20 protein-coding genes and 1 pseudogene are annotated in these 24,398 nt (G+C 44.8%); 19 read left to right on the forward strand and 2 right to left on the reverse strand.

The window, feature by feature from the left end:
• Positions 1-29: 29 nt before the first annotated feature.
• Complete coding sequence (locus B1728_RS25995) at positions 30-2,270, forward strand: AraC family transcriptional regulator (protein WP_179136208.1); 2,241 nt, start codon at positions 30-32, stop codon at positions 2,268-2,270.
• Positions 2,271-2,470: 200 nt separating this feature from the next.
• Here B1728_RS25995 and B1728_RS26000 read toward each other — a convergent pair whose 3' ends face one another.
• Positions 2,471-3,355: a helix-turn-helix domain-containing protein gene (locus tag B1728_RS26000; RefSeq protein ID WP_079913328.1), complete on the reverse strand. Its 885-nt coding sequence runs from the start codon at positions 3,353-3,355 to the stop codon at positions 2,471-2,473.
• Positions 3,356-3,443: 88 nt separating this feature from the next.
• Between B1728_RS26000 and B1728_RS26005 the strand changes: the two genes are divergently transcribed.
• Both B1728_RS26005 and B1728_RS26010 read left to right on the forward strand, forming a co-directional pair.
• Positions 3,444-4,481, forward strand: a complete 1,038-nt coding sequence (locus tag B1728_RS26005) for a glycoside hydrolase family 130 protein (protein WP_079913329.1) — start codon at positions 3,444-3,446, stop codon at positions 4,479-4,481.
• 297 nt (positions 4,482-4,778) lie between these two features.
• Positions 4,779-6,095, forward strand: a complete 1,317-nt coding sequence (locus B1728_RS26010) for an ABC transporter substrate-binding protein (RefSeq protein WP_079913330.1) — start codon at positions 4,779-4,781, stop codon at positions 6,093-6,095.
• 85 nt (positions 6,096-6,180) lie between these two features.
• On the opposite strand, the pseudogene B1728_RS36970 reads toward B1728_RS26010, so the two are convergent.
• Positions 6,181-6,717 (reverse strand): annotated as a pseudogene (locus tag B1728_RS36970) (transposase); the annotation flags it as partial.
• Between the two features lie 535 nt (positions 6,718-7,252).
• Here B1728_RS36970 and B1728_RS26015 point away from each other — a divergent pair.
• From B1728_RS26015 to B1728_RS26090, 16 genes are all read left to right on the forward strand, one after another.
• Positions 7,253-8,032 (forward strand): ABC transporter permease subunit, encoded by a 780-nt coding sequence (locus B1728_RS26015; protein ID WP_079913331.1) that lies wholly within the window; start codon positions 7,253-7,255, stop codon positions 8,030-8,032.
• Between the two features lie 28 nt (positions 8,033-8,060).
• Entirely contained in the window at positions 8,061-8,756 is a 696-nt protein-coding gene (locus tag B1728_RS26020) for an ABC transporter ATP-binding protein (RefSeq protein WP_079913332.1), read from the forward strand.
• Between the two features lie 3 nt (positions 8,757-8,759).
• The gene (locus B1728_RS26025) at positions 8,760-9,788 is read left to right on the forward strand and encodes an aliphatic sulfonate ABC transporter substrate-binding protein (protein WP_079913333.1); all 1,029 of its coding nucleotides are present in this window, start codon (positions 8,760-8,762) and stop codon (positions 9,786-9,788) included.
• Between the two features lie 13 nt (positions 9,789-9,801).
• Complete coding sequence (locus tag B1728_RS26030; protein WP_079913334.1) at positions 9,802-10,320, forward strand: thioredoxin domain-containing protein; 519 nt, start codon at positions 9,802-9,804, stop codon at positions 10,318-10,320.
• Positions 10,321-11,401: 1,081 nt separating this feature from the next.
• On the forward strand, positions 11,402-13,030 hold the full coding sequence (locus B1728_RS26035) for a thiourocanate hydratase (RefSeq protein ID WP_079913335.1): 1,629 nt from the start codon (positions 11,402-11,404) through the stop codon (positions 13,028-13,030).
• 26 nt (positions 13,031-13,056) lie between these two features.
• A complete protein-coding gene (locus B1728_RS26040; protein WP_079913336.1) occupies positions 13,057-14,148 on the forward strand; it encodes a thiohydantoin desulfurase in 1,092 nt (363 codons plus the stop codon).
• 42 nt (positions 14,149-14,190) lie between these two features.
• Positions 14,191-15,087 carry a substrate-binding periplasmic protein gene (locus B1728_RS26045; RefSeq protein WP_079913337.1) on the forward strand — a complete coding sequence of 299 codons (897 nt, stop codon included), beginning with the start codon at positions 14,191-14,193 and terminating at the stop codon, positions 15,085-15,087.
• Positions 15,088-15,188: 101 nt separating this feature from the next.
• Positions 15,189-15,845, forward strand: coding sequence for an amino acid ABC transporter permease (locus B1728_RS26050; protein WP_079913338.1), 657 nt, complete (start codon positions 15,189-15,191; stop codon positions 15,843-15,845).
• A 52-nt stretch (positions 15,846-15,897) separates the two neighbouring features.
• On the forward strand, positions 15,898-16,665 hold the full coding sequence (locus tag B1728_RS26055; protein WP_079913339.1) for an amino acid ABC transporter ATP-binding protein: 768 nt from the start codon (positions 15,898-15,900) through the stop codon (positions 16,663-16,665).
• A 15-nt stretch (positions 16,666-16,680) separates the two neighbouring features.
• Positions 16,681-17,442 carry an IclR family transcriptional regulator gene (locus B1728_RS26060; protein ID WP_079913340.1) on the forward strand — a complete coding sequence of 254 codons (762 nt, stop codon included), beginning with the start codon at positions 16,681-16,683 and terminating at the stop codon, positions 17,440-17,442.
• A gap of 27 nt (positions 17,443-17,469) precedes the next feature.
• Complete coding sequence (locus tag B1728_RS26065) at positions 17,470-18,129, forward strand: AroM family protein (RefSeq protein WP_079913341.1); 660 nt, start codon at positions 17,470-17,472, stop codon at positions 18,127-18,129.
• A gap of 34 nt (positions 18,130-18,163) precedes the next feature.
• Entirely contained in the window at positions 18,164-18,658 is a 495-nt protein-coding gene (locus tag B1728_RS26070) for a hypothetical protein (RefSeq protein WP_079913342.1), read from the forward strand.
• A 509-nt stretch (positions 18,659-19,167) separates the two neighbouring features.
• Positions 19,168-19,911, forward strand: coding sequence for a MerR family transcriptional regulator (locus B1728_RS26075; protein ID WP_079913343.1), 744 nt, complete (start codon positions 19,168-19,170; stop codon positions 19,909-19,911).
• 69 nt (positions 19,912-19,980) lie between these two features.
• On the forward strand, positions 19,981-22,065 hold the full coding sequence (locus B1728_RS26080) for a HelD family protein (protein ID WP_079913344.1): 2,085 nt from the start codon (positions 19,981-19,983) through the stop codon (positions 22,063-22,065).
• Between the two features lie 83 nt (positions 22,066-22,148).
• On the forward strand, positions 22,149-23,417 hold the full coding sequence (locus B1728_RS26085) for an MFS transporter (RefSeq protein ID WP_079913345.1): 1,269 nt from the start codon (positions 22,149-22,151) through the stop codon (positions 23,415-23,417).
• 53 nt (positions 23,418-23,470) lie between these two features.
• Positions 23,471-23,965 carry a bis-aminopropyl spermidine synthase family protein gene (locus tag B1728_RS26090; RefSeq protein ID WP_306293551.1) on the forward strand — a complete coding sequence of 165 codons (495 nt, stop codon included), beginning with the start codon at positions 23,471-23,473 and terminating at the stop codon, positions 23,963-23,965.
• Positions 23,966-24,398: the final 433 nt, after the last annotated feature.

Consider the following 24,398-nt stretch of genomic DNA (forward strand, 5'->3'; position numbering starts at 1 on the left):
AGATACATCGGCGACAAGGAGGGATGACAATGCTTCGTGGTCTGCTGCCGCAGCAATTGCATTTACGAATGTTTATATATATGGCCTTAGCGTTCACTGTGACCATTTATATATTTTCTTATATTTTAACTAGGCAATTGACTAATAATGCAATAACTGAAATTGACCGCCTGACTCTGCAGCGAATTGCGCAAGTTAAGGACAACACCGACTTCACGCTGCGAAAACTTAAATTATATTCCGTCCGTATTTTTCGGGACCAGAATGTAAACGGTTGGATGACCTCTTCGGAGGTCGACTATTGGGTTTTTAAACAAATGGAATTGAGCTTGACGGATTACTTGGGTATTGAGCCATTTATTCAGTCCATACATGTGATTAATCCCTCCATTAACCGTATGTACGCTTCGGATAAAGGCCTGACTAAGTTAACTGACGAGGAGAACAAAGAATTTCTTGAACAAGCCCGATCGGAAAAGAGTCGAAACTTAAACCTGCGAAATTACGAGATTCAAGGCAAAAGTTATTTATTACTGGTTGTGCAGGATGTGATTGATAGAGGGGAGAACAACAGTAAATTGGCGGTGCTGCTGGATAAGGAAAAGCTGCAGCAGTACATCCTGCAGATGAATAAGCAAATCGCGAATGATGTGTTCATACTGAACGGGGAAGGGGAATTGATGCTGGGGAATGTTTCGGATAAAATGCTCAAGAAGGTAAGAACGTTAAGTTCAAACGGTAACTTAGGGAAATCTCATTTTTCGGTTGATGGCGAGGAGTGGTCATTACGTTATCAGACGCTAAGTATTTCGGGTTGGAGGATCTTTCATCTAACCTCGCTTGAAACGTTAAATCAAAGTATTTCCGTCACCAGATGGACGATTTTACTTTGCTTCAGTCTTCTTGTTCTGATTATCTGGATGTTACTTTATTGGTATTCCAGAACCAATATACGCCCCATAGGTACTATGCTGCAAGCTATTCAAGCGCGTATAGGTCAGCCCTATGTCCCTTCCAACACCGTGGAAACTACAGTAAGCATCACTTCCGGTATCGAATCGCTTATTAACAAAGTGGAGCAAATGGATCGTTCTATCAAAGATAGTAAATCATTAATCAAGGAGGAGCGGTTGCGCCAATGGATACTTAACGGCTCCCTTTCGGAACGTTATAAAAAAGAATGGTTTCAAGAGATACCGGTGCTTGCCGCTGGATCGATCCGAATAGCGGTTTTAAGGATCCGGTATTATGCTGCATTCTGTGATAAATATGATTTTCCTTCAAGAAAGCTAATGAAGTACGCGATGGGCAATATAGCTATTGAGGTCATGAGACAATATGGCTTAGCCGGAGAGGCAGTCGATATTGGAATCGATCACACCGTACTAATATTCCCTGACACGAAGAAGAAAGAAACAATCGATACTATGCTTCAAGAAATCAAATCAAATATTGATCAATGGTTGCATTTCGGAGTTGTTGCAGCGGTCAGCGATCCTAGGGCTTCGAATGAAGCACTGCTCCAGAGCTACGAATTGGTTATGGAGGCATCCATGCTTAATTTTATCGATGGCAAAGACCGTGTATATTCGGAGAGTGATTTAAAGCAGTTTGAGGATAGGCCAAATTATCTTGATGAAGATGTGATAAAAGAACTCGTTGCTTCAGTGCGTATCGGTAACTTGCTAGCTGTTAAAGGATACTTGGAGCAGCTGGCTGGGGATATGAAGGGAATGACATATTCGGAATGCAAAATGCAGCTTATCCATTTAATATATGAGTTGATGAAAAATTTTAAAAAGCTAAACACGGTAAAAGGAATGGAAGGAATTGAGCATACACTAAATCAATTCCATCATTTAAATGAAGCGTTCCATTGGATTGAAACGTTCCTGCATCAAATTGTTGACGATTTAAAACAGCGGTCAACTAATAATCGAAAAGAAGAAATTGTTACAGAAGCCGTTCAATATATTCGGAATAATCTACATAACCCCATACTGAGTGTGGATTCCATTGCCGATCATACATCGGTCTCAGTCAGCTATCTTCGGGCCGTGTTTAGGGAATGGATGGATTGCCCCATATCGGATTTTATTTCAAATCAGCGTTTGGAGCGGGTAGAGGAGCTTCTTTTAAGCACCGACTTAACTGTAACAGAAGTTGCAGAACAGGCTGGTTTCCAAACAAAAAGCCACTTCTTCACAACGTTCAAGAAGGTATTTGGAACAACCCCTATCCAATTTAGACAGCAGCAAAAAATAAAGTAAGTGATGCGCTTTATTCATGACGACGCTCGGCCACCCAGAGGAGTCCGACATGCCGGAATTCCAAACGAATCAACATACCGTTCAAGCATCTTTTGTGATTACATATTTACGAACATCATGATTTAGACGGTTACGTGGAATTTCATGTTAATTCGATGGTATCAACATCGTGTGCCGGGGGCAGCAGAGGATGAGAAAGGTTAGTAACGAGAGCTTGTTGTAACATGCTTTCTACGGTAGTCACCCGGTGTCATGCCTTTCAACTCGCGGAAAATCCGCGAAAATGACTTGTACGAACCGAACCCGGTTTCAATCGCTATATCAACTCCCGCCATTCCGGTCGATGAAAGCAAGCTGCAAGCATGTCTAATGCGCACCTCGTGCAAAAAGCGGACAAAACCTAGACCGGTACGCCGCTTAATCTCTTCGCTTAAGTAAGAGCTGCTTATGCCGAACTTATCCGCCGTTGCCGACAGTGTAATTGGCTCTCTGTAACGGGCATGAATGTAATGAATAATTTGCCATACCGGTTTTTTATCGATTGTTCTGTTTGTTTGTATTGTGCTAGGAACACCTTGCCGGCGGAAACGGTCATATCGCGCAAGCGTTTCCAACAGCTTCAGCTTGAGCAGCATGTTTCTCCATAAACCGTTGCCCGCAAATTCGGCAAGCATATCCTCAAAAGCCGACGATACAGCCGTGTACAGCTCCGGGCTTAAGAAAGCTTGAGGGGGCATCTCCTCCCCGACCAGCAGCTCCGACAAACCTGGTCCGACCTCTGCTGATTGGTATAGCAAATCCATATCAAACATGCAGTTATACAACCGGAGTGGATTCGCCGATTCCACATAAATTTCATGAACCTGATAAGGCAGCAAAAAAGTAGCCGTCCCCGCAAGTAGAGGATGTTTAACACCGTTAATAACCTCGTAGCCCTCTCCGTCTATTACAAGAGAAAATTCCAAAAAGTCATGGCGGTGAGCAGGAAAATGCCTTACCACTTTGTTAACGGACACATGAAATGGAAAACCCGGATGAATGTCCGGATAGTCGGTTAAATGTTTGTTGGTTGGGTATACGGTCATTTTGACGGATCGCTCCTGAACGAAAATATGAGATAGTCTAGCGGAAAACTGTCATACCTCCTCTTCGATTTTATTCTATGATAAGAGCATGTTGCAACCCAAATCGAAGAGGGGAGGAATAGTGTTGTCTATTCCAATTATTGGACCGCTAAAGTCAAGCCCGGTTATTACCCGTCATCCTGCAAATCCGGTATTATCCGCCCGTGATGTGCCTTATTCTCCGGCACTTGTATTTAATGCAGGCGTTACCAAATTCCAAGGTCGTTATGTTATGGTATTCCGCAACGATTACGGTGATCTGCAGAAGCATACGCTGCTGCCAAGTTCCACGACCAATCTTGGTCTAGCCCACAGCAGCGACGGTATTCATTGGGAGGTACAGCCCGACCCTTGTTTTAGCCTGAATGATGACGAAATCATCCGCACCTATGATCCGCGCTTGACTGTTATAGATGGGCGCTGCTACATGTGTTTTGCCGTCGATACGAAGCACGGTATTCGCGGAGGCATTGCCGTAACCGATGACTTCGAAAAATTTGAAGTACTCCATATGACTGCGCCTGATAACCGCAACATGGTGCTGTTTCCGGAAAAAATCGGCGGCAAGTACGTCCGTTTAGAGCGGCCGTTCCCTGTGTACAGCCGGGGAGGCAAAGACCGTTTCGATATGTGGATATCGGACTCGCCAGATTTGAAATATTGGGGCAATACGGATTTGCTGCTTGCGGTTGAGCATGTGGCTTACGCTAACGACAAAATCGGCCCTGCCGCCCCGCCAGTCAAAACCGCTAAAGGTTGGCTAACTACGTTCCATTCCGTCGATCTTGATCCAAGCCGAGGAAAAAACGGTTGGGAGAAATCCTGGAAGAAGCGATATAGCGCCGGCATTTTGCTTTTGGATTTGGAGAACCCCAAGAAGATCATCGGCATGTACAAAGATCCGCTTATCGCACCCGAAGCCGTCTATGAAACCGAAGGCTTCCGGAATGATGTCATTTTCCCGGGCGGTATGATTCTTGAGGATGACGGCGAAGTCAAAATTTATTACGGCGCTGCCGATACTGTCGAGTGTCTGGCAACTGCCCAAGTCGACGACCTTGTCCGTTTGTGTTTGGAAGGCAAGTAAAGGTCCCACCAAACGCATCTATACCGCTAGTGTAGCAACCAAACGGAGGCGTATTACGATCGACTATCCGTTCGAAAGACATGGACATATTGTGTAGAGAGGAAGATGGGGGTAACAGCGAATCCCGCAATATGGCACATTGACAACCTGGAGATCGCCCTAAGGATCGAGATCTCCAGGTTGGTTGGCCGTATAGTCTGCCTGGAGCTGATTGTAACATAAAATGAAAGCGGAACCAAAACGACAAGGCGTTCGAAGAAGAATGAAAGTGAAACTGGAGAAAATGGAGGTTTCTGCATGGTAAAAGTGTATGGGAAAGCTGTAATTGGCGCGGCTTCGTTACTCTTATTCTCAAATGTAATGCTTGGATGCAGCAATGATAAGGAAGCGATACTGAACACCGAAGGCAATACCGGAAAGCCGAAAGAGCCGATCACGTTAACCATTTTTAACGGGCAGCCCGGGGCTTTGAATTTTGAGAGTTTGGGAATTACTGAAGCGATCAAGAAGAAGTTTCCCCATATCACGCTGAACATCATTCTCAGAGATCCCAAAAGTACGGACTATAAGGATCTAATTGCCGGGGGAACGCTGCCTGATATTATTTATGAATCCGCCAGCTTTACGGTAGACCGCATCATTCAGAACGGATTTCAATACGATTTGCAGGAGCTCGTGAAAAAAAATAACTTCAATCTCCAGCAATTTGAACCGAACGTACTCGCGCAAACCCAAAATGCCAACGGCGAAGGAAAGCTGTACGGCCTTCCGTTTACGATGAACCGGTATGCCTTATTTTATAATAAAGATATATTCGATAAGTTTGGCGTTGCTTATCCGAAAGACGGCATGACATGGGATGAAGTCTACGACCTGGCGAAAAAAGTAACGCGTGTGGAACAAGGAACGACCTATATGGGCTTCGCCGCTATACCGAATAATATGATGCTGAACAATCAGCTCTCCTTAAGTCCTTTGGATCCGAGGGAAGATAAGGCGGTGCTGAATACGGACGGCTGGAAGCTGATGTTCGACAACCTGAAACGGTTCTACGAAATTCCGGATAATGCTCTCGTTCCTACATCCGAGACAGCTAAAGGGAGTATTGCGATGGCTCTCGAAAGCCATCCGCTCATGATCGGCTGGGTGAAAGCAAACCCAAATTTAAATTGGGACGTCGTTTCGCTGCCTGTTTTAAAGGAAAAACCGGGCACCGGCTTAAAGCCTGCCACTCTTGCTTTGTTCATTTCCCAAACGTCCAAGTATAAAGATGAAGCGTTCCAAATCGTTTCTTATCTTGTATCCGAGCAAGTTCAGACGATGCTTTCCAAACAGGGAGTAGGTACGCCGCTCGTTAACGCTAACGTTAAAAATGCATTCGGCCAAGAGGTGCAGGAGTTGCAAGGGAAAAATACAGGTGCATTTTATTATTACAAGGATGCACCTCCGTCTCCGTTAAGAGCTGCAGATCTAACGAATGTTAATGTGGATTTCGGCAAGCCGTTCGGAGATATGGTCAAAAATAAAGCCGACACGAACACTGTACTCCGGCAATTTGAAGAGGCAATCAATCAGGCGATTGCAACGGCTAAGTCGGATAAGGCTAAAAAATAAGACGGATAAATAATGCCATGAAGCACCGGTACGGTCAACCCAGAGGACGGCTTCACAGTTAGTACACACCCTAAATTTCTCATGTTGAGATATGCACACTTGGATCTACGCCAACAAAGGCCACAAGCTTCGTTGCTGCGATTTTCTCTCCGATACCGGGGATCGATTGGATAATCTTATATTCTTCAACTTCATTTGCAAGGGCATCTATTTTACTTTACGAGTGCCAATAGATGCTCTTTGTAATGAAGCATCATATTGATATACATGCTCATGTTAAATAAATGACTTTGGTACGTTGCATTCCGAAATGGATTTCGTGTTGCTGCTGACATTAGAACTTGAGACTTTTCCTTAGCCCATTTTCGGAATGAGATGCACATAAAATTGCAATCCTCTCCGTTATTTGAGCTTCACCAGCACTGAGAACAGTTTCAGACGTTGGGAATTCCAACAAGGTTTTTAAAGAGACTACTGAATACAAAATCCCGAATACGCCCTTAAACTCCGGAAACACTCGGTCTAATATTGCTTGGAATTGAAGTTTGATCTGAACAAACTGACCCGTTACCGATTCATGCTGTCTTGTAAGATTTCGAAGGTTTAGTAATTGAATACCTCTTTATTATGAGGTTCCAACGAGTGATGAACCGCATCGTGTTGCAGGGATGCCCGCCAAACAGGTGAGTGCATTCAAAAGCTAAAGAGGAAGCGGGGAATGTCAGCCCCCGATAAAATACGTCATACATAAAACGGTTGGAGGGAATACCATGAAAGCTGCCATTGGAGTCGAAATGATCGAATTACAGAGATTGAGGAAGTGAAAAAAAATTTATCCATGGTGGGAAGTCACTGCCGTTCGTCAAATTCAAAATTTCATTTTTCTAAGCAAGGCTTCTTTATCAAATGATTAAATAATCATATGTATTTATTTACTCCCTCTATTAGTGTGTTTGATTCCCTGCAGCGTTCGTGTTGTAGGGCTTTTTTTGTTTAACCTGATTAATTGAATTATTCGGAAAATCAAGTATAATGCTGAAACGATTATCCCTTGCGTATCACAATATTAAAGTTGACAATTTTTATCGGATTACCCTATAATAAATCTCATCTTGTTATTGCACCTATTATTTTTCCAATTGTCTGGAGATTAGAACATGAAAAAGATTAATAAATGGTATAAAAGCCAACTCATCCCATGGCTGCTCCCTATCGTAACGATTGTGCTATGGCAAATACTAGGGCAATCCGGCATTATCAGTTCATCCATCCTGCCGACGCCATTGAAAGTGGTAGACGCGGCCATTCAATTAACGAAGTCCGGTAAACTGCAAGATCATGTTTGGATTAGTACCCAACGCGCTTTAATTGGATTTTTCATTGGAGGCATCATCGGTTTTATACTTGGCCTCTTAAACGGGACGATTAAAATTTTTGAACGAACAACCGATACCACGATGCAAATGATCCGCACGATTCCCCATTTGGCGCTGATTCCGCTCGTCATTCTCTGGTTCGGAATTGGGGAATCGGCCAAGATTTTTCTAGTAGCGCTAGGCGTCATGTTCCCTGTATATATCAATACCTTTAGCGGCATTCAAAATGTGGACCGCAAGCTCATCGAGATGGGAACCGTTTATGGGCTATCAAAATGGAAGTTGTTTGTGAACATTATTTTGCCAGGCGCCTTGTCTTCCATTCTGGTAGGGATTCGTTATGCGCTAGGTGTCATGTGGATGTCTTTAATTGTGGCGGAGACCATTGGCGCGGATTCAGGAATCGGCTATATGGCAACGAGCGCCCGTGAATTCATGCAAATGGACATCGTCGTGCTCACCATTGTTCTTTACGCGATACTAGGAAAGCTATCTGATGTCATTGCCAAACTGTTTGAATACCGATTTTTAAAATGGAATCCTGTTTACCGTAAGAAGTAGCCAGCCGAATCATCTGGGGGGTGACGCCATGATCAATATTGAACTGAAAAATGTCGGCAAAAGCTACGGCGATAATGAAGTCTTGCATCATATCGATTTATCGATCGAGCAAGGAAGTTTTACGGCCATTGTCGGACGAAGCGGCTGTGGGAAGAGCACATTGCTTCGAATCATTGCAAGGCTGGAGCAGATTACAAAAGGAGAATTGCTTTTTTCCGGCATAGATTCGGGCGATCCGAAAATCCGGATCATGTTCCAAGACGACCGCCTTCTACCCTGGAAAAGCATCATAAAGAACATTGAGCTTGGTGCGGTCAACTCGACCGTCGCAAGCGAGTCCTTGGAAAAGGTAGGGCTGATTGAGAAACGGCATGATTGGCCTGATCAGCTGTCAGGAGGGCAAAAGCAGCGCATTGCCCTAGCCCGGGCACTCGCAAGCAATCCCGATATCCTGCTATTTGACGAGCCGCTTGGCGCTCTTGATGCGCTAACCCGGATTGAAATGCAGAACTTAATTGAAGATCTCTGGCAGCAGCAGAAATTTACCTCCCTTCTCGTTACCCACGATGTGACGGAGGCTGTACGTTTAGCGGATCGCGTTATCGTGATCGACCGGGGTGCCATTCAGTTGGATGAACGCATTGACTTGCCAAGACCTCGGGAACGGGGTGACAAGTTTACGGATTATGAGAAGAAAATATTAAATCAAATCTTAGGGGTGTAGAACATGAAAAAAACATTTTTGATTTCACTAGTTGCTATATTTGTTTTGGTTTTAGCGGCTTGCGGAAACGGTTCTTCCGGCAGACCTGCTAACAGTCCTTCAGATAGCGGTTCTACCGGCAGTACGCCTGCACGCGATCAAAAAGGCGTGATTACGATTGGTTATCAAAAAGGCAATACGCTAAACATATTGAAAGAACACGGGAATTTAGATAAAGCATTGAGTGAGAAAGGTTACAAAGTAGAATGGAAGGTCTTCCCTACCGGAACGGTACTGCTTGAGGCGTTAAACACGAATAATATTGACTTCGGACATGCATCGGACGGCAACGCTGTATTTATGCAAGCCGGCGGACATCCGCTCAACTATGTCGCATCCGAATCTCCGTATCCGAAAGGTGTCGCGATCGTCGTCAAAGAAGATTCCAAGATTCAAAGCGTTATTGATTTGAAAGGCAAAACGATCGGCGTCACCAAAGGCGGCAACCAGCATTACTTGCTCTTAGTCGCTTTGGAAAAAGCAGGCGTTTCCTTGAACGACGTAACCATCAAGTTCTATAAAGATGCTGCGGAAGGCTTGGCCGCATTTACGAAAGGTGAGTTCGACGCCTATGGCACATGGGATCCGTACCTAGCCATTGTAGAAAACACATTAAAAACGCGCACCATTGTCGATGGAACCGGCAATTCGGAAAATCGAACATTCTATTTTGCGACCAAAGATCTGTTGAACAAAAAACCGGAAGTCGTGAAGATGATTCTTGAAGAACTGCAAAATGCCGATAAGTGGGCCAATGAAAATAAACAAGAGATTTCGAAAATCCTATCCACCGAGTTAGGGTTGGACGTAGCGCCTATTCAAAAAGCCAATGATCGACGTACATTCGGCGTTCAACAGATTGATGATGCGGTTGTGACAAGCCAACAAAAATTGGCCGACAAATTTTTTGAGGCAGGACTGCTGAGCGCAAAAATTAACATCAAAGACGCCGTTCAAATCGACAAGTCCCTCATTCCAAACAACGTCAAATAAAGGAGATCTGAACATGACCCAAGTGATCGAAAATGCATTTTTGAGCTATGGTAAGGAAAATGCGCCTGTAAAAGTAGAAGTGTTTCTGAACCTGGCGTGCCCGTATTGCGCAACATTCTTTCAAGCAGCCGACGAAACATTGACCTCTTATACCGAGAACGGACAAGTTCAATATGTGGTGAAGCATTATGACAAACCGCGCGAAATGCTTTTATATGGAACGTTGGCGAACGCATTCTTAGATTATAAAGATCCGCAGCGAGTCTATGAGCTTATGAAGGATTTATTCGCCAAACAAAGCCAGTGGAGCGAGTCCGACAGCCATTCGATTAAAAAGCTGCTAACCGAAGAGTACAGATTACAAGAACAACCAGATAATATTGACTTAAGCTTAAAAATCACAGCAGAAGCCATTAAACGTCATGTGAAGATGGTACCGACGGTATTCATTAACGGCAAGGAGTTCCAATACCCCGTTGAAATTGATGCAAGCGGGTTAAAACAGGAAGTCGAACAGGCTTTGGCAAAGTGAAGCAGAAATCCCCGAAACCATTTAAGTTGCGGGGATTTGCCTATATGTGGGACAGAATGAGCTGTCGTACGAAAAATGAAACCGGAAAAGCGAGTTGCCCGATTTGACGTAGGACAACCGTTGCAAGATCGCTCTCCTCACTGCTTATTCAGGGGAATAGCGATCTTTTTTCTGTAACCTTCTCGGTTTGTTTAATGGTCCCTAATTATACTTATAGCGCCTGCTTAGTCGTTTGTATTACAGCCAGGTTCTGATGGAGTATGCCCCAAAATTTAAAACTAACAGAATTAATAAAATGATATTTAGCATTTGCATTTTATCGAGAGGGTGGTGGGGCATCCAACGAATATTTGCCCCTACGTTTAAAGCATAAATAATGACTAACGGAAGAAACAAGCAGGAATAGGGGGCTGCTATACGTCTGGCATGTTTTAGTTGATGCGTTCTATCACTATAAATTTGCGGTCGTTCTTCGCCTTCTGAATATTCACGACTCCTTAGGGTCCATTTTTGTGTTTTGCTAACGTGATAAAGATTAACTCCGCGTTCCTCCATTAAACGAAAGTTAGGATGGATGTATGCTCCTGATGTCGGGTGACAAGATCATTATCTCATTAATTGCCGCGTAAATCGCGGCTTTTTGATTTTATGGGATAAAGTTCTTGTCAAACTTCAATGACAAGAACTTTATCCCATTCCCGACGGATCACGATGACACAATTTCACCTGCATTTTAGCATAGCTCAGGCACAGCAGACTCATGTCGGCCTACGATCGCGGCTACAACCAACGCCACGACCCGAACGGAGCTCCGGGGTAGGTCTAAGCTTCCTAACACTTCCTCCAGCGAATGTCCCAAATCGTCACGACAAACAACATACACTTGCTCTCATTTTTGAAAAAAGTTTTTCTACGAGAGGGAATAAGCAGCTTGATAGACTTCTAAACTAAATTAACGATTAACAAATCATATAATACCCACTTGACAACGCGGAATTATGGGACTATATTAATTTCAACATCTTTTATATTTGATAATTAATTATCGATTAATGATAATTTTGTTAGAGGGGGTTGGCTTTTGATTCTCGCACAACGTGGTTATGAGCTTCGCTGTAAAGGCTGGAGGCAAGAAGCGCTCTTAAGAATGCTGGAGAATGTTCTAGAGAACGGGGAGAACCAAGACCAGTTGGTTGTCTATGCTTCCTTTGCCAAAGCAGCTCGGAATTGGGCATCCTATCATGCTATTGTCGATACGCTACGGGGATTGGAGGACGATGAAACTCTGGTCATTCAATCAGGCAAGCCGATTGGGGTATTCAAGACGCATCCTTTTGCTCCGCTTGTCATCATGGCTAATGGAAACTTGGTAGGCAAATGGGCCACCAGTGCCAAATTCTATGAATTAGAGCAGAAAGGACTCCTAATTTGGGGAGGATTAACCGCTGCAGCTTGGCAGTACATAGGTTCACAAGGCGTACTTCAAGGAACCTACGAAATTTTTTCATCGATTGCCCGATTGCATTTTAATGGAAGCTTGTCAGGCAGGTTTATTTTGACCGCAGGCTTAGGCGGTATGGGAGGAGCTCAACCGTTAGCAGGGGTCATGGCCAAAGCAGCCATTTTATGCGTGGAAATCAACGAGGAGAAAATTAATCGGCGCTTAGAAACCGGCTATTTGCAGAGAAAGACGCATGATTTGAACGAAGCGCTGCGCTGGATTGTAGAAGCGAAGGAAAAGCGGGAAAGCATCTCCGTTGGTTTGCGGGGCAATGCCTCTGATATTTATCAGCAGCTGCTGGCGCAAGGAATCATCCCGGATATCGTCACGGATCAAACAGCGGCTCATGATTTGAAATACGGCTACGTTCCTGTCGGTTATACATTCGAAGATTGGTTAAAGGCGAGGGATAAGGATGCGGATGCGCTGGCAATTGAAGCTGGAAGCTCCATTGCCTCTCAAGTTGCAACGATGCTGGAATTTCAAAAGAGAGGCTCTATCGTATTCGACAACGGCAATAATATCCGCACACAGGCAAAGGAGTTCGGCGTAGAGAATGCATTTGAAATTCCGATCTTCACCGAAGCCTATCTGAGACCCTTGTTCGCACAAGGAATAGGTCCTTTTCGCTGGGTGGCGCTATCCGGAAATCCGGAAGATATCCAAATAATCGATGATTACATTCTGAGTACGTACAGCGACAGCGAGATCATATCGAACTGGATTGCACTGGCGAAGGAGCATGTTAAGTTCCAAGGCCTACCTGCACGGATCGCCTGGTTCGGCCATGAGCAAAGATCACAGCTGGCGATAGCTGTGAATCGATTAGTCCGCGAGGGAATCATCGGACCGATTTCTTTTTCACGCGATCACTTGGACGCAGGAGCCATGACACATCCGAACATCATGACTGAGCGAATGAAGGATGGAAGTGACGCCATTACGGATTGGCCGCTTTTGAATGCGATGCTTAACTGTTCCTCGATGGCCGACCTGGTGGCGATTCATTCCGGGGGTGGGGGCTACACGGGGTATATGACGAGCGCCGGAGTAACCGTCGTAGCTGATGGAACAGAAGCAGCTGATACAAGACTCAAATATGCTTTGGATAACGATACGGGTATGGGGGTGCTGCGTTATGCCGATGCCGGCTATGAAGAGTCGTTCAAGGTGATCCGCGACAGCGGTCTCCGACGAATTGATTTGTAAGCTTATGAACTTATTGGGAGGTTTATATGGGAAAAACGCTAACTTTGGATGATGTAAAGGCCGCGGTCAAGGGTGGTTCGATTTATGCGGCAGGCGGTGGAGGCTGGCCAGACCACGGACTGGAAATAGGCACAGCTGCCATAACGGTTGGAAAGCCTGAGCTGGTATCGATTGATGAGCTGCCAGATGATGCGATTATCGTTACGACCTCCGCTATAGGTGCACCTGCAGGGAGAGACTGGGAAATGCGGGGCATCGATTATATAAAAGCAGTCCAATTACTTGCGGAGCAGGTTGAGGGTAAGGTCGTTGGCGTAATGACACCCCAAAACGGTATGTCCAGTACGATTAATGGCTGGCTTCCAGCAGCCGCACTTGGATTGAAGGTCGTTGATGCGACAGGGGATATCCGTGCCCATCCTACAGGTAAAATGGGCTCTCTTGGACTGGCGTCGCGGACGGACTTCGAAACCATTCAGGTCGTCGTTGGCGGGAGACGGGATACTGGTTCCTATCTGGAGCTCGTCGTTAAAGGCACTCCGGCCAAGACTTCGTCGGTGCTTCGTACCGCAGCCGATTTATCCGGCGGATTCATAGCTTGCGCCCGTCATCCGCTTCCAGCAAGCTATGTTAAGCAAAATGCGGTTATCGGCGGAATATCGAAGGCATTGGATTTGGGTTATGCCATCCTTGAAGCGGAACCACAAGGCGGACAAGCTGTTATCGATACGATTTGCTCCACTACTCACGGAGTCATTCTCGGTGCAGGAGAGGTTATCAGTTATAGCGTGGCTTATTCAGGAGCTTTCGATATCGGGACTATCGTCATTCAGCAAAACGATGAGCGTTTCACTCTGCATGTCATGAACGAATATATGGCAGTAGAAAACAGTGAAGGTCAACGATTAACCACCTTCCCGGATGTAATCACTACGTTGGATGCGCGGACGGGAGCGGTAGTACGCGTTGGTGACGTCAAATTGGGTGCGGAGCTTGCGATTCTATCCATTAATAAAAAGCATTTTTCATTAAGCGCAGGGGTGCTGGATCCTACCGTCTATCCGGAGGTTGAAGAAGCATTAGGAATTAGCATTGCTGATTATGCGCTTGGCAACTAACAGCTAATATTATCCATTACCTAAAGAGAAGAGGATCTATCTATGAAAACATTAACTGGATTGGCTTCCATTGTTCTGGCGTTAACGGTTGTTTTATCGGGCTGCGGTCAAAAGGCTGCTACCTCGTCGCCATCCACTCCTTCCAAGGAAACGGCTGCAGCGCCGACTTCACAAGCGGCAGCACCTGCAGCTCCTGCTGACTCTGGCAGTCAAGCTACGGATGAAAACACATTGGAAAAAATTAAAAAAGCAGGCAAAATCGTCATCGGCACCGGCGGAAATTACCGCCCATTTAACTATATGAACGAAAAGAATGAACTGGTTGGGTTCGATATCGAGTGGGGCAAAATTATCGCTGAAGGCTTGGGAGTGAAGCCTGAATTCGTTACGGGTCAATTCGCAGGATTAACCCCTGGCTTGCTTGCAGGCAAATTCGATATTTTGCTTGCTGGCGTCAATGTAACGGAGGAACGCAAAAAATCGGTTGATTTCGCAGAGCCTTATGGTCGTGACGGGGTTGTAGCGGTTGTGAATAAAGAAGGCGGCAACAACGCCAAGAGCATCAAGGATCTGCAAGGTAAAGTCGTAGGTGTTATTGCCGGAGCCACAGCTCAAGCAGTGGTGAAGGAGATAGGCGGCTATAAAGAAATTAAGGAATACCCCGGTGAAACGGAATTATTCAAGGACTTGACTAATAAACGTGTGGATCTTGTATCTATCGGAAGAGATGCGGCAGGCGATTTCATTAAAACGTCCCCGGACGGTAAAAAAGTAGAAATAGCAGGCGATCCCTACACGGTGGTAGATGTAGCGATTCCATTACGCAAAAACAATGCTTCATTGAAAGCAGCTATCGACAAAATCATATTGGACAAAAAGAAGGATGGCACGTATCAAAAGCTGGCTCAAGAGCACTTCGGATTGAAGTTTGACAAATAAGACAACCATCTTTCGGCCTCTACATCGGTGGTATAGCTGCCGGATGCAGGGGCCGGAATTGTTTTTGAATCATTGGGCGAAATGGAAAGGAGGCAGCGTTGTTGAATCTGGAAAAGGTCATGCAGGTCTTGCCCTTTTTATTGGAAGGGGCAGTTGTTACATTTGAAATCTCTATATTAGCGATTATTATAGGTACACTGCTTGGATTTTTGCTGGCGGCTCTGCGATTATCCAATAATAAGCTCGTACAGCTGTTCGCGATCGTATACATTTGGGTATTTAGAGGCGTTCCCATTCTAATGGTTCTCGTGTTCATCTACTATACGCCCCCGTTCGGCATTACTTTATCGGCATTTGCAGCGGGTTTGCTTGGTTTATCGTTGAATGCGGCCGCCTATAAGGCAGAGATCATCCGGACAGGGATGCTGGCCATTCCCAAGGGTCAGATTGAAGCGGCGGAAGCCATCGGCATGACGCCTTGGCAAATTTTGATCCGGATTCGGATTCCGCAAATTATTCGTTTTATTATACCGACTTACATCAGTAATTCTGTAGCACTGCTCAAAGAATCGGCCCAGGTTTCGGTTATAACCGTTCCCGATTTGATGCTCAATGCGCAGAGCCAATTCAGCAGCACTTATATGCCACTTGAAACACTTGGCGTAGCGGCAGTTCTTTACTTAATTATGACCAGTGTTCTCATGTCACTGCAAATATACTCGGAACGTAAGCTGAAGCTGAATCATGGATATAAATAATAGATGGAGCAGGCCGTATTTCATTAAGTAAGCGGATTAGGAGGATCAGGTTATGCCGATTCTAGAACTAGAACACATTACCAAGCAGTATGGGGGAAAAGCGGTTGTTAACGACATTAACTTTTCCATTGAAAAAGGGGAGGTCGTTTCCATTATCGGCCCGAGCGGTGCAGGCAAAAGCTCCTTGCTGCGCATGATCAACTTGCTGGAGGTACCTACGTCCGGAGGTATCATGATAGAGAATGAGCCTGTGCATTATTCAATCAACCGTGCAGGAAATTTGACCTTTATGTCAAAATTTAAATTGAGCAAGGTGCGCAGCCGGGTAGGGATGGTATTCCAGCATTTCAATCTGTGGAACCATAAGACGGTTCTTCAGAACATTATTGAGGGTCCTATGACCGTGAATAAAACTTCAAAGCGTGAAGCCGTGCAAAATGCCGAAGAGCTGTTGTCCCGGGTAGGGCTTCTGGAGAAAAAGAATGATTATCCCGGAATGCTGTCAGGCGGGCAGCAGCAGCGGGTCGCTATCACTCGTGCGGTTGCGATGAAGCCGAGTGTTCTGCTGTTTGATGAGCCTACCTCATCTCTCGATCCGGAGCTGGTTGGGGAGGTTCTGCAGATGATGACTCAGCTGGCCCAGGAGGGGATGACGATGATTGTAGTTACCCATGAAATGCGCTTTGCCAGGAACATATCGGATCGGGTGCTTTACATGGAAGAGGGCCGGATTATGGCTGAGGGCTCTCCGGAGTTTATTTTTGGTTCCAATGATAACCCGAGACTGAACCGCTTTTTCAATACTATAAATTCGGAGTAAAAGGAAGTTTTCATTATGAATGGTTCACAAACGCTGGTTCGTGCACTGGATATCATCTTTGCTTTGGGAGATGCGGAGTCGATGCTGACGGTCACTCAAATTGCGGAGAAAGTTTCAATTCCGGAAAGTACAGCGTATCGTTTGATACAGACCCTGGAGAAAAACGGGATACTGGAGCGTAAAGAGAAAGGGCAAATCAGTCTGGGCTTGCGTATTCTGGATTTGGCCCGCAGCCTTCATTACCAGATGGACCGCGAATTATATATGATCGCACGACCTTTCATGGAGCGGTTAACGGAGCAGGTACAAGAAACCACTGTACTAGCAGTTCGAGTCGGGAGCAGCACTTGTGTCATCTTGGCGATAGAGAGCCGTAGATTTCTGCGGTTTGTAGTGGAGAATGGGAGAACATTTCCTATAGAGCTGGGAGCAACAGGTAAGAGTATCTTGGCATTTGAGAAGAAAAAGGTCGTTGAGAAGATACTGAATGCGATTGTAGATAAAGAAACCCGAAAAGAGGTCAATGCTTCTATAGAAGCGATCAAAGAGCATGGCTATGCGGTGACTTTAGGAGAGGTGGATCAGAATATTTTTGGTGTTGCAGCTCCAATTTTTGACGATCAAGGCCAAGTGGTCGCAAGTCTGACGGTGGCTGGCCCCAAAGAAAGATTCGGAGATCAGGAACGGGCCGCTATTATCCAAGCGACGCTTCAGACAGCAGGCGATATTTCCGAAAAACTGAACGGTGCGTATTCACTGAGGCTGGAACGAGAGTAAATCCACTAGTGAGGAGGGAACGAGGAAATGCTGGGACTATTAACGTTGGGGCACAGTCCCCGGGCAGATTTGGAAGTGCCGTTCCGCAGCATATTGCCGTCTTCTGTGCCTATTGCTATGAAAGGCGGACTTGACGGTTTGACGCCTGACGCTATTCTCCTATTAGCCAAGCAGGCAGGAGAGCATCCCCTTCATGTCATAACTCAGGACGGCCCGGTCGTCATTCAGCAGGAGGCATTGATAGGACCTTTGGAGCAAAGGGCAAATGAGCTGGCAGATGCTGGAGCCAAGCTGGTTGTACTGCTGTGTGCCGGTGATTTCCCGCCATTCCAGTCACAAGCTGTGGTAATTCTGCCTGGACAGCTGTTGGAAAACAAGGCTCGTTCCACAGCAGGCAGCTCTCGGCTGGGTGTAGTCGTTCCAGCCGAGAGCCAGGTTCAGGCTGCTGGGCGCAGATGGCGACAGGCGGGATTTGAGCCTGCAGTCATGCTGCCTCCTGATGGAACAGGGGCAGTAGAGGAGCTGATCGACAACCTTAGATCAGCCGAAGTGGAGCAGGTAGTCCTTGACTGCATAAGCTTCACATGGGGATTGAAGCAGAAGCTGCATGAAGAGCTGGGCGTACCGGTATGGCTGCCCTCCGAGCTTGCTGCTAGAGAGGCTAAAGAGCAACTGCTGGTTGTATAGCGTATCTGTCGGGTTGCTGAGGAGATGAATATAGTTGAACACAAGAGACGATGTAGTTAAAGATATATTGGACTTTTTGCAATCTGATAAAAAGTCACTGCTTCTTACTGGTACTCATCAGTATGAAAAACACAGGTTGATTCTGCACATTTTAAAAGAATATGTACCAGATAGCTCGAAAGTTCTATTTCGTGCAAATTATATGCAAAACATAGGCTCGTTTTTTAATGAATCTAAGGATTTTAAAACAGGAATAGGCTATAAACTTGGAATACATACTTTATATTTCGATAGTATCAAAAAGACGAATTGGAATAACACTGGGATGGAATATGATTTTGCTATTTTATATCCTCTTGACAATGTACTTAAAAGTAAGCAGCAGATCGAGATACTTGATGACTTATTTGAAACAAGAACTATCAATAAGTTGTTTTTGGTATCTTGGGCTGATAATTTGTCCGATGACTACTCTGAACTAAAAGATTATTATGATCAGCATGTTGTTTTCGATGAGATAGAAAAATAATTGAATTTATGGGCGGGCTGTTAATCTTATTGTCGAGGGACAATAACATGGTCCCTTAGAAAGTCGCTAATTTAGCGGCTTTTTTGTTTTATCGGTACAAGTTCTTGTCCCGATTGCCGTAATGGACAAGAACATAGTCGATTACCGATTAGATAAGTATCTAACTGGGTTTCAAATTCATGAAGCTAACGGGCAGTATAGTTTGACAACTGTATGGGCAAAACAATTTCAAACTCTCCACTTAACCACCACTGTATAATTTGGTGGTATGTTTTTTATGCTGACTCTGTAGCATAAAAACGAACCCTGTAAGGAGGAGAAAAATAAATGTTCGTCACGATCAAAGGAGCAAAAGAAAATAATCTGAAAATATAAAACTACAGATTCCTAAATAAAAGCTAATTGCATTCACGGGACAGTCCGTCAGCGGGAAATCAATGCTTGCGCTTGAAACCTAGCAGCGGTTATAGTTTTAGCGCCATATCCAAAGAAAAGGGGGTGGATTCATTATGACATATAAAACCGCCCAAATAGCAAAATTAGTAGGAGTCCATCCCAATACCATACGGCTTTATGAAAAGCTGAAACTGCTACCTCCGATACCAAGGACTGAAGGCAACTACCGAATCTTTAATGACAGACATCTTGAACAGCTTCGGCTGTTGCGTACTGCCTTCCGCGCGGAGATTATCAGTGACAGGCTCAGGCAGGAAGTCTATGAAATTGTGAAGATTGCGGCAACGGATGATATTGAGGGGGCGTATCAAAGCACATTGAACTATTTAGAGCATTTGCGGATAGAAAAAGCCAGAGCTGAAGAAGCAATCAGTATCACGCTTAATATCATTGAAAACAACAAAAAATCAGTAGAAACGATTGTGTTCAATGGCAGAGTTGAAGCTGCTAACGCTCTCGGCATCACAAAAGACGTTCTGCGTGATTGGGAGAGAAACGGCTTGATAGAGGTGCCGCGGAATGCCAACGGATACAGAAGATATGGCTCAAAGGAAATGAGTCGACTGAAAATCATCTGCATCCTTCGGAGTGCCCATTATTCCATGATGTCCATTCTGCGCATGCTGAATCGTCTGGATCGTGGAGAAGGGAATATACGGGAAGTTATTAATACGCCAGGTGAAGAGGAAGGCATTGTTTATGCTACTGATCGGTATATTACGGCACTCGACATGGCAGAAGCGGATGCACTGGAAATGCTGAAAATGCTTGATGCCATGAGGAAAGGCAATGCTTGAATAAAAAACCATCTATATAAGTCGGGTAAATCGCAATGCGCATTAATTATCAAAATTAGGAGTAAAACAATGACAGTTATATTATCTGATGAAATAAAGCATCTGAAAATGATCATAGGAAAATTGGAGGATTCTTTAGAGGAATTGAATCAAACGGTCTCAAGATATGAAGATGAATTTAAAGAATCCATGAAATATCTTTGGGAAAATAGAAGTGATATGGATTCCATGGAGATTTTTTCAAACAAACAGTCGATTGGCCGAAACGTAAACTTGGGTGAATTCACCGTAAAAAGGCGAGAAATGATCGAAAAGTTAATGGATTCGCCTTATTTCGCCAGAATTGATTTTAGGCCTAACGATGAGGACGGAGCGGAGCCGTTTTATATTGGGCGGTTTTCTTATGTTGATCAAAAAGGCAATATGCTGATATGCGACTGGCGAGCCCCAATATCCGGGATGTATTACGATTTTGAGCTTGGGCCTGCCTTTTATGATGCTCCTGTGGGCAAGATCGAAGGTGAAATGAGCCTGAAAAGGCAATTTAAGATTAAAAACAGCATTATGGAATATGCTCTTGAGAGCTCAATCGGTATTAGTGACGAGGTGCTTCAAAAGGAATTGAGCCATACCTCGGATCAAAAAATGAAAAATATCATCGCGACAATCCAAAAAGAGCAAAATCAGATTATCAGAAATGAAAAGGCCAATGTCTTGGTCATTCAGGGCGCCACCGGATCGGGGAAGACATCCATTGCGCTGCACCGGATAGCTTACTTTTTATACAAGTACAAAGACCGATTAGCCGCTCAGAATATTATGATCATTTCCCCTAACAGGGTATTTGCCGACTATATCTCCAACGTATTGCCGGAGTTGGGCGAAGAGCCTGTGACAGAAACGGGATTTGAGAATATTGCGGCGGAGATGCTGAATAATTCCATCGATTTCGAGAGATTTACCGAGCAGATTGAACTGACCCTTGAAGGGAATGACAAAAAGCTGTCGGAACGAATTCAATTCAAGTCCTCAATGGAGTTCCTATCTCTTTTGGATGAGTACCTTGAGTATGCGGATGATAACTTTTTCTTCCCCTGCGATTGTTCTTTTGGAAAAATCACCATTTCAAAAGATTTTATCCAAACGAGATATCATACTCTGAAAGCAAAACCAATTCTCCAAAGGATGGAAGAAATCGCTGGAAGCATTCTTGAGAAAATAAAATCGGAAACTAGAACGAAGCGAAACATCCCTGGAAAAAAGGAGGTCATAAAAAAGCTGGTTTCAATGTTGCATTATGATAGTACGTTATCATTCTATAATGGCTTTTTTGAATATATCAAAAGACCGGATTTATTCTCGCTTAAAAGCAAAAATAAATTAGAAGCATCGGATGTATACCCTTATCTCTATTTAAAAATATGTTTTGAAGGAATACAGGGATATGATGACATTAAACATGCCGTGATTGATGAGATGCAGGACTACACGCCGGTGCAGTATGCGGTCATCAACAAGCTGTTTCGTTGCAGGAAAACAATTTTGGGTGATTTCGGTCAATCCGTTAACCCTTATAACTCCATTTCACGAGAGGATTTTGTTAAGCTCTACGAAAATACAGAGTACGTAACGCTCACTAGAAGCTACAGATCCACCTATGAAATCATCAAATTTGCTCAAAATATACAAAACAACAGCATCGAGCCTATAGAACGACATGGAAAGGAACCGGAGATTCTCCAATGTGATGATTGGATTTCTGAACTGTCTGTGATAGACGATAGGCTTGAGGAATTTAAAAACAGTGGTTTAGCAACAGTTGGTATTGTCTGCAGATCAATCGGTCAAGCAGAAGAACTCTACCGAGAATTGAAAAAGAAACATGAAGTTATCCTCCTGAATTCCGACAGCTCAAAATTTGAAAACGGGATTATCATCACCACTATATATATGGCCAAAGGTCTTGAGTTTGATGAAGTCATTGTTCCTTCCGTAAACTCTGATGTTTATCAATCGGATTATGACCGGAGCTTACTGTACATTGCATGCACAAGAGCTATGCATAGGCTTACACTGACCTATCACGGAGAACTTACTAGCATCCTTAGTTCCATTCAGCGAAATACAAACGGAATCAACCGTGAACGTGAGTAAGTCTCCATTATGCCACCAGTTGATAGGCTGGATGTATACTTTTTTAAGCAATTACTTTTGTGGTGCTTGATAGGAGGGACAACATGAATCTTGATAAAAAACAATCTCAAGGCTGGAAGGGAAGAGTTGCGGCTTTTCTGTTCGGGCAGGGCATTTCACTATTCGGCTCCCAACTGGTACAGATGGCAATCATCTGGCATGTGACGCTGGAAACCTCGTCAGGGATTTGGGTTACGATACTGACATTGGCATCATTCCTGCCCCAAATGCTGATCTCACCCATTGCGGGAGTATGGGCGGATAGATACAACCGCAAAGTAATCATGATTCTATCCGATGGGGTTATTGCCATCACAACCCTGCTGCTCGCTCTGTTTATGATGTCGGGTAACACCGGCAATGCGGCTCTGCCGGTAATCATTCTCGTGTCGGCCATCCGTTCTTTTGGTGGAGGGATTCACTCCCCGGCAATAAACTCTGCCCTTCCGCAAATCGTACCGGAGGACAAGCTTTCCCGAATAAACGGATACAATGGCACGATCCAGTCCATCGTGCAGTTTGTTTCCCCTATAGCGGCAGGTGCGATTATGGCTATCGGCCCGATCTACAACATTCTTTTTATTGACGTTGCGACAGCCATTATCGGAATCGGTATCCTTACGACTCTAAAAATACCAAAGCATCAGCCTGTTCCCAAGACAGAGAAAACATCTGCATTTGAAGAAATGAGGGAAGGGTTCCGCTTCACATGGAATAACAGATTTTTAAGAAAGCTGTTCGCGACTTACGGTCTGTACATTTTCCTGTGCGTTCCTTCGGGATTCCTCGCGGCCCTCATGATTAAACGAACCTTCGGCGACAATATCATGTTCCTGACTGTGAGTGAAGTGGTTGGTTTTGCCGGATCCGTGCTTGCTGGTCTACTGCTCGGTGCGACCGGCGGATTTAAGAACAGAGTTAAGACCCTTTTCTTTGGAATACTGGTTTATGGTGCAACATCATTTGCGATTGGATTCACAAACGTGTTTTGGCTCTTCGTAGTGCTCATGTTCTTTATCGGATTTACGATACCGTTCGCTCAAACATCGGTTTACACACTGGTGCAGGAAAAGGTCGAGCCTTCGATGATGGGCAGGGTTTTCAGCTTGTTGCATGTCATGTTTAGCGGGTTCATGCCCCTCGGCATGGCCATCTTTGGTCCTTTAGCCGATGGTGTGCGAATACAGACAATGGTAATCGTGTGTGCTGTCCCGATTATCCTTCTTGCTATGAATCTCCGCTTGTCTCGAAGCTTCTATCGGGAGGGAATCCATACTCCGGAATCTGGAGGAACAAACGATAATCAAGTGTAATATCGTACCCTGTACACATTGATTAAACCCTCCATCGGATGAGTGAAGTGCTCGTGAACCCGGGAATTTCAACAAAAGAATTGGCGCGAAAAACGCTGCTTCCGACCCCTGTCGCTGCGGCTATTAAACGGGAATTGATTAAAGCGGGGGCGCTCGTGCAGGATCGCGGCGTCCGCTGCACAACTGACGGACTTGCATGGATTGAGCGAGAATGGGGATTACGCGGCTTGAATCATTCCCTTTATCACGAATTGATTGATGAGACAAAATGGAAGGAGAGTCTTAAAGATATGTTGCTGGAGGAACTATTATCGCAGCGGCCATCTGTTGATGTTCAGATCGATCAGTCCAAATGCACGACAGAAACGAGCTTACGCCGAGCTATTCTTTGTTTGAAGCATCACGCCTTGATCGGAAAGAAGATTTTATGCGTCGGCGATGATGACCTGGTAAGTGTGTCTATTGGTTTGCTGCTACAGCGGTTGTTTCCAGATGGCGGGCATACCGCTATGCATGTGGATGTTCTGGCCTGTATACAGGAGAGGTAAAACAAACACTGCGTACTTACCGCTGCAAACAATGCTCAAGAGATGTGTATGTCGGTATCAACGAGGAGTTTGCGACCATAGAGCAGCTAAAGAATGAAGGATGCCGGGGTTGCGGCCATGATACGTTTGAGCTGATGGCCAAACAACGGGTATCTTCAGAAATGAATGACAAGGGTGATCATACGGCAGGTTGAGCTTCGTGATTTGACTGTACCTGGTATGATTCAAAAAGCTGCAACTGAACACAATTATACAATATTGATTTATAAGTTTGTTGACGAGTCTATGATTCTACTGTATTTTCATTTAATGTTGCACATCCTACGTGTGCATCCGGAAGATTTAAACGACTTGCAAGAATGGATAAGTAAATGGAGGTCTAACTAATGCCACGGATATTTTTGGTTGAGGACGATAAGGCAATCGCTAAAAA

Source organism: Paenibacillus sp. 32352 (genome assembly GCF_002042965.1).
GTDB classification, from domain to species: domain Bacteria; phylum Bacillota; class Bacilli; order Paenibacillales; family NBRC-103111; genus Paenibacillus_S; species Paenibacillus_S vulneris.

Bases quoted from the DNA above. Each gene is read 5' to 3' on its own strand.
- B1728_RS25995 (WP_179136208.1), top strand. From the start codon at position 30: ATGCTTCGTGGTCTGCTGCCGCAGCAATTGCATTTACGAATGTTTATA.
- B1728_RS26000 (WP_079913328.1), bottom strand. From the start codon at position 3,355: ATGACCGTATACCCAACCAACAAACATTTAACCGACTATCCGGACATT.
- B1728_RS26005 (WP_079913329.1), top strand. From the start codon at position 3,444: ATGTTGCAACCCAAATCGAAGAGGGGAGGAATAGTGTTGTCTATTCCA.
- B1728_RS26010 (WP_079913330.1), top strand. From the start codon at position 4,779: ATGGTAAAAGTGTATGGGAAAGCTGTAATTGGCGCGGCTTCGTTACTC.
- B1728_RS26015 (WP_079913331.1), top strand. From the start codon at position 7,253: ATGAAAAAGATTAATAAATGGTATAAAAGCCAACTCATCCCATGGCTG.
- B1728_RS26020 (WP_079913332.1), top strand. From the start codon at position 8,061: ATGATCAATATTGAACTGAAAAATGTCGGCAAAAGCTACGGCGATAAT.
- B1728_RS26025 (WP_079913333.1), top strand. From the start codon at position 8,760: ATGAAAAAAACATTTTTGATTTCACTAGTTGCTATATTTGTTTTGGTT.
- B1728_RS26030 (WP_079913334.1), top strand. From the start codon at position 9,802: ATGACCCAAGTGATCGAAAATGCATTTTTGAGCTATGGTAAGGAAAAT.
- B1728_RS26040 (WP_079913336.1), top strand. From the start codon at position 13,057: ATGGGAAAAACGCTAACTTTGGATGATGTAAAGGCCGCGGTCAAGGGT.
- B1728_RS26045 (WP_079913337.1), top strand. From the start codon at position 14,191: ATGAAAACATTAACTGGATTGGCTTCCATTGTTCTGGCGTTAACGGTT.
- B1728_RS26055 (WP_079913339.1), top strand. From the start codon at position 15,898: ATGCCGATTCTAGAACTAGAACACATTACCAAGCAGTATGGGGGAAAA.
- B1728_RS26060 (WP_079913340.1), top strand. From the start codon at position 16,681: ATGAATGGTTCACAAACGCTGGTTCGTGCACTGGATATCATCTTTGCT.
- B1728_RS26065 (WP_079913341.1), top strand. From the start codon at position 17,470: ATGCTGGGACTATTAACGTTGGGGCACAGTCCCCGGGCAGATTTGGAA.
- B1728_RS26075 (WP_079913343.1), top strand. From the start codon at position 19,168: ATGACATATAAAACCGCCCAAATAGCAAAATTAGTAGGAGTCCATCCC.
- B1728_RS26080 (WP_079913344.1), top strand. From the start codon at position 19,981: ATGACAGTTATATTATCTGATGAAATAAAGCATCTGAAAATGATCATA.
- B1728_RS26085 (WP_079913345.1), top strand. From the start codon at position 22,149: ATGAATCTTGATAAAAAACAATCTCAAGGCTGGAAGGGAAGAGTTGCG.